This is a genomic window from Archangium lansingense (genome assembly GCF_026626635.1).
GTDB classification, from domain to species: domain Bacteria; phylum Myxococcota; class Myxococcia; order Myxococcales; family Myxococcaceae; genus Archangium; species Archangium lansingense.
This window is the reverse complement of the sequence record NZ_JAPNKA010000001.1, coordinates 6,050,538-6,060,521: the sequence shown is the minus strand read 5'-3', so window position 1 is coordinate 6,060,521 and position 9,984 is coordinate 6,050,538. Positions and strand designations below refer to the sequence as shown.

11 protein-coding genes are annotated in these 9,984 nt (G+C 67.1%); 4 read left to right on the top strand and 7 right to left on the bottom strand.

The window, feature by feature from the left end:
* Window positions 1-155 precede the first annotated feature (155 nt).
* Window positions 156-722 carry a hypothetical protein gene (locus tag OV287_RS24800; RefSeq protein WP_267536510.1) on the top strand — a complete coding sequence of 189 codons (567 nt, stop codon included), beginning with the start codon at window positions 156-158 and terminating at the stop codon, window positions 720-722.
* Window positions 723-766: 44 nt separating this feature from the next.
* On the opposite strand, the gene OV287_RS56225 is transcribed toward OV287_RS24800, so the two are convergent.
* The 7 genes from OV287_RS56225 to OV287_RS24765 form a co-directional block, all read right to left on the bottom strand.
* On the bottom strand, window positions 767-841 hold the full coding sequence (locus OV287_RS56225; RefSeq protein ID WP_308809836.1) for a hypothetical protein: 75 nt from the start codon (window positions 839-841) through the stop codon (window positions 767-769).
* Between the two features lie 267 nt (window positions 842-1,108).
* On the bottom strand, window positions 1,109-1,942 hold the full coding sequence (locus OV287_RS24790) for an SAM-dependent methyltransferase (RefSeq protein WP_267536509.1): 834 nt from the start codon (window positions 1,940-1,942) through the stop codon (window positions 1,109-1,111).
* 236 nt (window positions 1,943-2,178) lie between these two features.
* Entirely contained in the window at window positions 2,179-4,389 is a 2,211-nt protein-coding gene (locus OV287_RS24785) for a D-alanine--D-alanine ligase family protein (protein WP_267536508.1), read from the bottom strand.
* Entirely contained in the window at window positions 4,374-4,964 is a 591-nt protein-coding gene (locus OV287_RS24780; protein WP_373371921.1) for an RDD family protein, read from the bottom strand. Before OV287_RS24780 ends, OV287_RS24785 begins: the two co-directional genes overlap by 16 nt.
* Before the next feature lie 41 nt (window positions 4,965-5,005).
* Window positions 5,006-5,557 (bottom strand): type IV pili motility protein SglS, encoded by a 552-nt coding sequence (sglS, locus tag OV287_RS24775; RefSeq protein ID WP_267536506.1) that lies wholly within the window; start codon window positions 5,555-5,557, stop codon window positions 5,006-5,008.
* Between the two features lie 66 nt (window positions 5,558-5,623).
* A complete protein-coding gene (gene hemB / locus OV287_RS24770; RefSeq protein WP_267536505.1) occupies window positions 5,624-6,595 on the bottom strand; it encodes a porphobilinogen synthase in 972 nt (323 codons plus the stop codon).
* 59 nt (window positions 6,596-6,654) lie between these two features.
* Window positions 6,655-6,864 carry a hypothetical protein gene (locus OV287_RS24765; protein WP_267536504.1) on the bottom strand — a complete coding sequence of 70 codons (210 nt, stop codon included), beginning with the start codon at window positions 6,862-6,864 and terminating at the stop codon, window positions 6,655-6,657.
* A gap of 241 nt (window positions 6,865-7,105) precedes the next feature.
* On the opposite strand from OV287_RS24765, the gene OV287_RS24760 reads away from it, so the two are divergent.
* Genes OV287_RS24760 through OV287_RS24750 form a run of 3 tightly spaced genes read left to right on the top strand, consistent with a single transcriptional unit; the run spans window position 7,106 to window position 9,977 of the window.
* Complete coding sequence (locus OV287_RS24760) at window positions 7,106-8,014, top strand: ABC transporter ATP-binding protein (RefSeq protein WP_267536503.1); 909 nt, start codon at window positions 7,106-7,108, stop codon at window positions 8,012-8,014.
* Window positions 8,011-8,847 carry a hypothetical protein gene (locus OV287_RS24755; protein WP_267536502.1) on the top strand — a complete coding sequence of 279 codons (837 nt, stop codon included), beginning with the start codon at window positions 8,011-8,013 and terminating at the stop codon, window positions 8,845-8,847. The genes OV287_RS24760 and OV287_RS24755 overlap by 4 nt, the downstream gene beginning before the upstream one ends.
* Window positions 8,847-9,977 carry a hypothetical protein gene (locus OV287_RS24750; RefSeq protein ID WP_267536501.1) on the top strand — a complete coding sequence of 377 codons (1,131 nt, stop codon included), beginning with the start codon at window positions 8,847-8,849 and terminating at the stop codon, window positions 9,975-9,977. Before OV287_RS24755 ends, OV287_RS24750 begins: the two co-directional genes overlap by 1 nt.
* Window positions 9,978-9,984 lie beyond the last annotated feature (7 nt).

Here is a 9,984-nt window from a genome sequence, read left to right as displayed (position 1 = left end):
TCAACGACTTGAATGCCGGATGGCTTCCATCCGATGTGAATGATTCTGAGTCTCAGCGGCATGACCTACCGATGGTTGACACGGGTGGGTCACATACCGATGGCAGCCCGGCCTTGCTGGCCAGTTGCCATCCTCAACGAAAAGAAGACCCTTTCATGTCCATTACACGCGTGGTAACTGTCGTCGCGCTCGTCGTGACATCGTCCCTTATTGGGTGCGGCACCTCTGTCGACCCTGCGGACTTGCAGAAGCCCGAGAAGATGGGGACGAACTCGCAGGCGCTCGGCTGCGAGGAGTCGTGCTACGAGACGCTCTATCAGTGCGAGATCGACTGCCAGCAGTTCGACCCCTACTGGGACGAAGCGTACTACAGGTCCTGCATGACCACTTGCAGCACTGAGTACGGCTGGTGCGTGCAGAGCACCTATGTCTACGCGGGCCCTTCCTACCAGATCTGCCACATCGATGCGGACATGCACGTCAGCGGCGTCGATATAGAGCTTCACACGGTGGATCTCTATGTGGACCCGAACTGCCCCACGAGCCAAACCTACTATCGGAAGCGCGTCCTCGACTCGGTGCACTGTGGATTCCACAGCGAGAGCACGTGTAAACAGCGAGTCGCGGACCGAATCGGGGGCACCTGGATTCCTCAAGGGTATTACCCGACTGTGACGGAATCCGACGGTGAAACGGACAAGTGCCCCGGGCCAAGGCTCTAGCTTGCTTCAGCAAAGTCTGTCATCAGCAGCATGCTGCCCTTCTCTTAGCGACGCGCCACCAGTTGGAAGAAGAGGTGGGCAATGCGCTTCTCGAACGGCAGGTAGCCTGGCTCGTCCACCACCAGCAATTTTGGCTTGGCGAAGTAGTTGAGCTTGTCCTTGAGCGCCCCCCCTCACTCTCGGCCTTGGCCAGCGCCGCCACCAGCGCCGTGGCGCTAGTGATTGCTCTGCCTCACCAGCTCGTGGAGGCCGCGGCCGACTGAGTCGTCGCGGTGCTCTCCACCTCCGATTTCATCTGGACGCCGCGACTGCCTACATCGTCGCGGCGCTTGCCCTTTCACGCCTCGAGCCTGGCGTCAACCGTGAGCTATTCCGGTACTAGGACGTCACGCTGGCTTGACGGCCGCGAGCAGCAGATAACCCAGCTTGTCCGTGAAGATGGCCGCTATCTTCGGCCAGAGCTCGAACGTCATCGCTTGGAAATCCGTTCCGTACGCCGCGCTGATCCCCTCCTGCTCTTTGGAGATGAGCTTGTCGGTTCCAACCATCGCTCGGCGGGTATTGGGAGTGATGTCGAGGGCCTCTTCGACGGAGAACCCCGCGGCCTCGACCACCGGGGAGTACTCCTGGAACCGCAGCAGCGAGGTGAGCATGAGCCCGCTGTACACCAGCGTCCGCTCTTCATCGGTCAGCACGTGCTGCTCGGTCACGTCTGTCAACACCAGGATGCCGCCGGGGCGAAGCACACGAAATGCGTTGCGGAGGACATGCGCCCGGTCGGGCATGTGAAGCAGCGACTCGAAAGCCCACACGGCGTCGAAGGAGGCTTCCGGGAACGGTAGCTCCATGGCGTCGGCTACCTGGAAGCGCACCTGGTCGGAGAGCCCTTCTTTTTGCGCCCGCGCGTTCGCCTGCTCGACCTGCATGGCGCTGACGCTGATCCCCGTTACCGAGCACCCCGTTGCTTGCGCCAGCCGAACCGCTGGCCGGCCCGTGCCGCACCCGATGTCGAGCAGCCGCTGACCAGCGCCGATCCGGGACCTCTGGATCATCATATCGGTGAGCCGCTCCTGCGCCTCGGTGCCAGAGCTCTGGTCTTCCGGGCCGGACCAGTAACCTACGTGGATGTTGTCACCGAGCAGCGTTGCGAGGAACGGCCCCATCTGGTCGTAGTAGCGCCCGATGTCGGCAGGGGTCGGTAGGGGCTTCTGGATCGTCACTGTGGCTCCTGATGGGATTGCATCCGCGGACTGTATAGTGGCTCCAGCAGGTGCCGCCAAGCGAGGCGAAGGCCCACAGGCGCAAGATGGAGTTGCTGGTCAATGCGTTGCAGCAGCAGATGCACTACATCTACCGCGTGGCCGAGCGGCACCGCTCCTGAAAACACACGAAGGGCCCGGCCCCGAGGTCTCCCTCGAAATGCCGAGCCCTTCACACCAGAAGCGTCAGTCCCGCCTCAGTGGGCCTTCATGTCCATGCGGATGGGCGGCTCACCGGACGAGGACGGCCCGGAGCCCGAGCCCGAGCCCGTCACGGTGACGGTCCCAGCCTTGTCGTCGGCCATGGCGGCCTTCTCGATGGCGGCCTTCTCCATGGCCAGCTTCATCAGCGCGCTCTCGTCGGCGGCACGACGGGCCTCGCGCTCCTTATAGCGGCGGATGGCGGGAGCCATGATCTCACCGATGAGGCCCCGGTAATCCATGCCGGCGCCCTGGGCGATGAGCACCAGATCGCTCCACCCCGGAGTGAGACCCGGCAGCGGGTTGCACTCGATGAAGTAGATGCGGCCCTTGTCGTCCATGCGGAAGTCGATGCGCGCCACGTCGCGGCACCCCAGCGCCATGAACGAGCCACGCGCCGCCGCCCTCAGCTTCTCCAGCAGCGCGGGCTCCAGCTTCGCCGGCGCGTCGTAGCGGATGCGGTCCGTCCAATCCAGCTTGTGCTCGAAGCTGTAGATGGGCGTCTTGTCCCCCTTGTCCAGGAAGACGATCTCCATGGGCGGCAGCACGCGCGGACGGCGCTCGCCCAGCAGGCCCACCGTGAACTCGCGCCCGCCGATGTACTCCTCGATGAGCGCAGGCTGCTGGTACTTGCCGACGATCTCCTTCACCACCTCGCGCAGCTCCGCCTCGTTGTGGCAGACGCTCTTGCTCACCACACCCTTGGAGGAGCCCTCGGCCACCGGCTTCACCATCAACGGGAAGTTGGTGAAGTCCTTGTTGAGCCGCTCCTTGCCCGTGTGCATGAGCTGGAAGTTGGGCGTGTGGATGCCCGCCTGACGGACGATCTTCTTCGCCAGCGCCTTATCCAGCGCGATGGAGAGCGTGGCCGGATCCGAGCCCGTGTACGGGATGTCCAGCAGCTCCAACATGGCCGGCACCTGGCTCTCGCGGTTACGGCCCTTGAAGCCCTCGGCGATGTTGAAGACGATGTCCAACGGAGTGCTGGCCAGCACGCTGGGCAGCTCCGCCGTGGCCTCCAGGTCCACCACCTCGTGACCCCACGAGGCAATGGCCTCGCGGATGGCCTGCAGCGTGGTGGGCGAGTCGTACTCGGCCTCGCTGTCCTCCACGGCCTGGCCGTCCGAGGACACCGGCTTCACGCGCTTGACGTTGTAGGTGAAGCCCACGCGCAGCGGACCCGACTTGCGCGCCGGCTTGCCCTGGCGCTTGCCGTCCTTGATCTTGTTGCGCCGCGCCGCGCTCTGGATGATGGCGCCGACCACTCCGTCCAGGTGCATGCCCTCCATGGCCGCGGCGGCGTAGATGCCCGCGCCCGGCTCCAGGCTGGGCAGCGCGTTGATCTCCAGGAAGTACGGCACGCCCGCGTCGCTGAGCCGGAAGTCGATGCGCCCCAGGTCCCGGCAGTCGAGCACCTGGAAGATCTTCTTCGACATGGTGCGCATCTCCTCGGACACCTTCGGAGGGATGTTGGCCGGAGCGCGCACCTTGACGGCGTTCTCCTTCTTCGTCTTCAGCTCGTAGTCGTAGATGGCGTACTTACGGCCGGCGATGGCAGCCGGGTCGATGTCGTACTCCGTCGGGCTGAGCACGCCGTCATGGTCGTTCTGCACCGCCGCCAGGTACGGGACGGTGACGTCCGAGCCACTGATGAACTCCTCCACCAGCACACCGGCCGGGTAACGGGCCAGGGCCTGAGACACCTTCTCGCGGGCCTGCTCCACGGTCTCGGCCACCGAGTCCTGGGTGATGCCCTTGGAGGAGCCCTCGAAGTTGGGCTTGATGATGACGGGGAAGCGCAGGTCCTCGGCCTTGAGCTCGTTGAGCTTCTCGACGAACTGCCAGCCGGGAGTGCGGATGCCGTGCTTGGAGAGCACCAGCTTGGTGAGCTGCTTGTCCAGCGTCACCGCCAGCGCATACGCGTCCGAGCCGGTATAGGCGAAGCCGAGCTCCTCGAAGAGCGCCGGGTAGAAGGCTTCGCGGAAGCGGCCGCGGCGGCCCTCGGCGATGTTGAAGATGAGGTCCGGGCTATAGGCCTCGAGCCGAGCGACGGTGCGGGAAGCCGGGCCGCTCACCTCGAAGCGCTCCAGCCGGTGGCCGAGCCGCTCGATGGCCGCGGCCAGCGTGTTCACCGTCTCCTGCGTGTCAAACTCCGCCTCGTCTTCCGAGTCGGACAACCTGAGGTTGTAGGTCAGCGCGATGCGCAAGGCTTTCCCCTTCTGGACTTCTTCAAATGGCGGATCCGGCGAAGCCGGGCCGCGGACAAGAATCTTCCCGGGACGCGAGCGGCCGTCACGGGCGTGCGTGCTGCAACCGTTGCTCCGGCGACGACCTTCCCATCCACCACCTGCGTCTGGGCCCAGGTGTCGCCCAGCCGCCAGCCGAGCGGATCCCTCACCACGCGCAGGGCCTCCACGCCACCGATCACCACCAGGCCGGCGAGGCCCGCCACCACGCCCAGCGGCGGCGGCATCATCCCCAAGAGGACGATGAGGGCCAGGGGTGCGTTGCGCAGGGTGCTGTCGCGGTGGCGAGCGGCCGACTGCGTGGGCAGGTGCATCACCTTCACACCGAAGATGCGCTTGCCCACGCTCTGGCCCTGGAGCATGCCGTCGGCCAGCAGCAGGAAGAGCAGCGCCACCACCGCTCCGGCGGCGCCGCACACCACATAGAGGCCCCAGGCCACGGCCACGTCCACGATGCGCGCGCCCAGCCGCATCCACAGCGAGGCCTTGGGATAGGGAGAGCCAGGCAGCTCGTCTCCGTCATGGACCACGCGCAGGCCAGGCCGGCGCGGAGTGGAGAAGACCTGATGGGAGGGGATCACTCTTCGGGCTCCAGGATGAGGCCCCGCTCGGGGCGCTCGGGCTCGTCCAGGCCAGCGAGCTGGGCGAGCCGCTCGTGGGCGCTCACCATGCCCGGGGGCCGCTGGTACTGGTACGAGGAGGAGGTGGTGGCAGCGTTGCCAGTGAAGTCCGGTGAGGCCACCAGCTGGGCCGTGGGCGAGCCCGTCTCGGACATCTGCCGGAGCCGGCTCCGGGCGCCCTCCACATCCTGGGCGGCGGGCTCTCCCTCGCTGGTGAAGAAGACGAAGGCCATGGCAGGCCGCTTGGAGGACTCGCGCATGGCGAACTGCACGCCGTCCAGAGTCCAGCCCCGGGCGCTCCACTCATTCACGGTGCGCTCGAGCGTCCCCTCGTCCACGGTGGACAGCTCGACGACTTTGTATTGGAGGGGTCCCGCGGGACGCACAGGGGCGGCCGGGATGGCGGTGCGGGCGGCACCCGGGCGCTTGCCGGCACGTGGGGTGCGCCGGGTCGTCGCCGGGGGTGCCGCCTTGCGAGGCGGGGGCCGTTTCTTCTTTCGAGTGGCCATGGCCGATTCTGATCCTCGTGCCCGGGGGTGGATGCAAGCCCCTCGTGCGGAGCTTCATCCCAACCGTCAACCGAGCAGCTTCGCGGCTTCCAGCGAGTGGTAGGTGATGATGAGATCCGACCCGGCGCGCTTGATGGAGGTGAGAATCTCCAGCATCAGCCGATCTCCGTCGATCCACCCGTTCTGCGCGGCGGCCTTCACCATGGAGTACTCGGCGGACACGTTGTAGGCGACCACCGGCACGTCCACGCGCTCGCGCACCCGGTGGATGACGTCCAGGTAGGACAGCGCGGGCTTGACCATGATCATGTCCGCGCCTTCCTCGATGTCGAGGTCGGTCTCCTTGAGGGCCTCGCGCACGTTGCCGGGGTCCATCTGGTGGGTGCGGCGATCGCCGAACTGGGGCGTGCTCTGAGCGGCCTCGCGGAAGGGCCCGTAGAAGGCCGAGGCGTACTTGACGGCGTAGGAGAGGATGGGAACCTCGGTGAGCTTCACCTCGTCCAGCGCCGAGCGGATGGCGGCCACGCGCCCGTCCAGCATGTCCGAGGGCGCGATGATGTCCGCGCCGGCCTGGGCGCACGTCACCGCCATCTGCGAGAGCAGCGGCAGCGTGGCGTCATTGGCGACGTGGCCGCCCTCGATGATGCCGCAGTGGCCGTGGTCGGTGTACTCGCACAGGCACACGTCGACGATGACGAGCATGTCCGGGAGGGCGTTCTTGATCTCCCGGACGGCGCGCTGGACGATGCCCTCGCGCGCGTAGGCCTGGGAGCCCTGGGCATCCTTGTGATTCGGGATGCCGAAGAGGAGAACGGCGGGCACGCCGAGCGCATGGGCCTGCTTCGCCTCAGCGACGGCGTGCTCCACCGAGAGGTTGAAGATGCCGGGCATGGAGCCGATCGGACGGCGGACATCCCGGCCCTCGACGACGAAGAGCGGATAGATGAAGTCCGAGGGCGCGAGCGTGGTCTCGCGCACCATCTCACGGAGGGCCGCGCTACGGCGCAGACGGCGGGGTCGGTGGATCGGAAAAGCCATGTGCCGACGGTATAAACCGTTGGCGGGCCCCGGAAAGGAAATCTCCTTATCGAGGCTGCTCAGACAGCTGCCAGGCGCCAGCTCTCATCGAGCCAGCTTCGCTGCCTGGACATGCGAGCGACCATGCGTTCGGCGAGCTCCGCCTCGTGGACCGCGCGGGCATAGCGCGTCCGGGCCGCCTCGGTGTTCTCGTGCAGCTCGCGCTCCGCATCCGCCAGCTCCTGGCGTGCCGCGTACAGCTCCTGCTCCATCAGCTTGATCGTGGACATGGGTGTTGCCTCCTGTGCTTTCCAGGGTGTGCACACCTCGGGCCATGCGCTCTCACCCCGCAAGGGTGCGAAACCACGAAGGCCCGAAAAATTGGGAGCTCCAAGCACCCGGAAAAAAGGTGCGAACCGTGCTTCCCGGGTGCGCAGCGATCGTCGCGAGCGTGCGGAACACAGGCTCGGACGGTGGCTTGTGTGCCATGCAGGGCAATCGCGGGCCGGGCTCCGTCGTAGAGTGCGCATCGTGCCAGCCATCGAAGTCAGTGGACTCCGTAAGACCTACCGGCGAGCGTTCCGCGCAGGACATGAGGCGCTTCGGGGAGTGGATCTCTCCGTGCCCGAGGGCAGCGCGTTTGGGCTGATTGGCCCGAACGGTGCGGGGAAGACAACGTTCATCAAGAGCATCCTGGGGATCGTCCAGCCCACCGAGGGGACGATACGGGTGCTCGGCGGCTCTCCCGAGGATCCGCGCATCCGGGCCCGTATCGGCTACCTGCCCGAGCGGCTGCACCTGCCGGGCTCGTGGCTGGCGCCGGCCTTCCTGGCGACGGTGGCGAACCTCAAGGGGCTGAAGCCGGACAAGGCCGCGAACCAGCGCCTGCTGGAGCGAGTGGGACTGGGGGACGCGCTGGGCCGGCGCATCGGCGGATATTCGAAGGGCATGCGGCAGAGGCTGGGGCTGGCGACGGCGATGCTGGGCAACCCTGCCCTGCTCATCCTCGACGAGCCCACGGACGGGATTGATCCCATGGGCCGGGTGGAGGTGCGGAGGATTCTCCAGGAGGAAGTGCAGCGCGGCACGACGCTCTTCCTCAACTCGCACCTGCTGGCGGAGACCGAGCGGCTGTGCGACCGGGTGGCGATCCTCGGAAGCGGCAAGGTGCTGCGCGAGGGGCGGCTGGAGGAGCTGGCGCGTGGCGGTGAGCGGTGGGTGGTGCGCTTCGCACCGGGAGCGGACGCGGGGGCACTGAGCGGAGCGGGCTTCACGGAGGCAGGCTCCGAGGGCCAGTACCACGTGACGGCGGCGGACGCGGCGGGGCTGAACGCGGCGCTGGACAAGGCGAGAGCGTCGGGAGCGCTGCTGGTGGAGCTCAAGCGGGACGGGCAGGACCTGGAGTCGGTGCTGGCGTCGGCCATGGGGGTGGCGGCATGAGCGGCGTGCTGGGGATCGCGGGTTACGTGTTGCGCGAGGCGGCCTCGCGCAAGTTCATCCTGGCCTTCCTGTTGGGCGTCACGGGCGTACTGGTGACGCTGTCCTTGAGCCTGCGGATTGAAGTGGTGGACGGCGCGCTGGCGGCCTCGCGGCTGTTCGGCGAGGTGCTGGACATGGACATCCGCGCGGTGGACGTGGCGCTCAAGCCGGTGTTCATGGCGGCGGCGGCCATCGTCTTCTACGGGGGCATCCTGTTCGGCATCGTCTCGTGCTCGGACTTCGCGCCGAGCCTGCTGTCGCCGGGCCGCATCGAGCACCTGCTCGCCCTGCCCTTGCGCCGCTGGCACATCCTGGCGGGCACGTTCCTGGGAGTGATGACGCTGGCGCTGTTCGGGTCGCTGTACGGCTCGGTGGGGCTGGTGCTCATCTTCGGGGTGAAGACGGGGTACTGGACGGCGGGACCGGTGATCTCCGCGCTGCTGGCATGCGTGAGCTTCGCGGCGGTGTACGCGGTGATGTTGACGACGGCGACGCTGATCCGCAGCGCGGCCCTGTGCGCGGCGCTGGGGGGCATCACCCTGGTGGGCGGCGTCATCGCGGGCTTCCGGACGAAGATCGCGCCCTTCATCGAGGAGGGAGTGAGCCGGGAGCTCTTCAAGGGCGTGACGCTGGTGCTGCCGCGCCTGTCCTCGCTGGCGAAGGCGGGCATGGATCTGGCGGCCTCGACGCCGCTGGGAGTGCAGTCGCTGTCGATGCTGCTGGCGGGAGTGTTCGTGTTTGGCCTGGGTGTGCTGGCCGTGGGCTTCTGGTGGTTCGAGGGGAGGGATTACTGATGCAGCAGCGGCGTCGTGGACTGTGGCTGGTGTTCGCGGTGGTGCTGTTCGGCCTGGCCGCGTGGCTGATGCTGTCGGGACAGGGCGAAGAGGAGACTCCTCCCCCTACGAAGGTGGCGTTCCCGAACCGGCTGCGGCCGGCGGAGCGCGAGCGCATGGAGAAGCGGCGGACGTACGTGGCGCCGGTGGTGGACGCGGGGACGGTGGCGCAGCAGCCGGTGCGCCCGAGAGATCCAGTGCTGGCGGCGCTGCCCCGGGGCACGGGGAAGACGGCGATGGTCATCGAGGCCAATGCCATCCGTCACTCGCCCATCGGGGAGATGCTGGTGGAGTGCCTGATGAACCGGGAGGGCGCGGACCTGGAGCGCTTCAAGCAGGAGACGGGCGTGGACCCGCTCCAGGATCTGGACCGGCTGGTCATCACGGACGACGGAGTGATTCTGTCCGGAAACTTCGGTGACGAGCGCCTGAAGAACCTGCTCAACAGCCGGGGCTCGACGAACTACGACTACGGAGACGATGCGCGGCTCTTCGAGCCCCAGTACGCGCGCAACCTGCCGGACGGTGGCGTGGCGCGGCGGAACGGGCCGCAAGTGGGCCTGTGGAGCAACCAGATGCTGGTGTTCGGCCGGTCGGCGGACGGGGTGAAGGAGGTCATCGACCGGGTGGAGGGCCGCGGGCCGGACGAGCCGCCCGTCATCTCCGAGAGCAGCACCTACGGAGAGATGTACGGGGTGCTCTCCGTGGAGCAGCTCAAGAAGCTGTTCCCGGAGGATCAGCAGGAGCTGGCGTCGAGGCTGGCCGAGGTGGCGCAGAACGTGGAGCTGCACGTGGACGCGAGCTCGGACTTCGCGATGACGGCACAGGTGAAGGGTGCGGACGAGGCGAAGGTGACGGACCTGGGCAAGTCGCTCGGGGGCGCGCTGTCGCTGGCGCGGATGAAGGCGCAGGCCGAGGGCGAGAAGGAGCTGGCGCAGCTGCTGGACTTCGCGAAGGTGAATCCAGACGGCAGCGAGTTCAAGCTGGAGTTGGCGGTGCCGCTCGAGGTCATCAAGCAGCAGCTCGCGTTCTGCCGGGAGAAGCAGAGCGCCCAGGACGCGAAGCAGCAGGAGGCCAGCCCCACGCCGTGATGACCCG

Coding starts and splice junctions, on each gene's coding strand:
- OV287_RS24750 (WP_267536501.1), top strand. CDS start 8,847: ATGCAGCAGCGGCGTCGTGGACTGTGGCTGGTGTTCGCGGTGGTGCTG.
- OV287_RS24765 (WP_267536504.1), bottom strand. CDS start 6,864: ATGTCCACGATCAAGCTGATGGAGCAGGAGCTGTACGCGGCACGCCAG.
- OV287_RS24800 (WP_267536510.1), top strand. CDS start 156: ATGTCCATTACACGCGTGGTAACTGTCGTCGCGCTCGTCGTGACATCG.
- hemB (WP_267536505.1), bottom strand. CDS start 6,595: ATGGCTTTTCCGATCCACCGACCCCGCCGTCTGCGCCGTAGCGCGGCC.
- sglS (WP_267536506.1), bottom strand. CDS start 5,557: ATGGCCACTCGAAAGAAGAAACGGCCCCCGCCTCGCAAGGCGGCACCC.
- OV287_RS24755 (WP_267536502.1), top strand. CDS start 8,011: ATGAGCGGCGTGCTGGGGATCGCGGGTTACGTGTTGCGCGAGGCGGCC.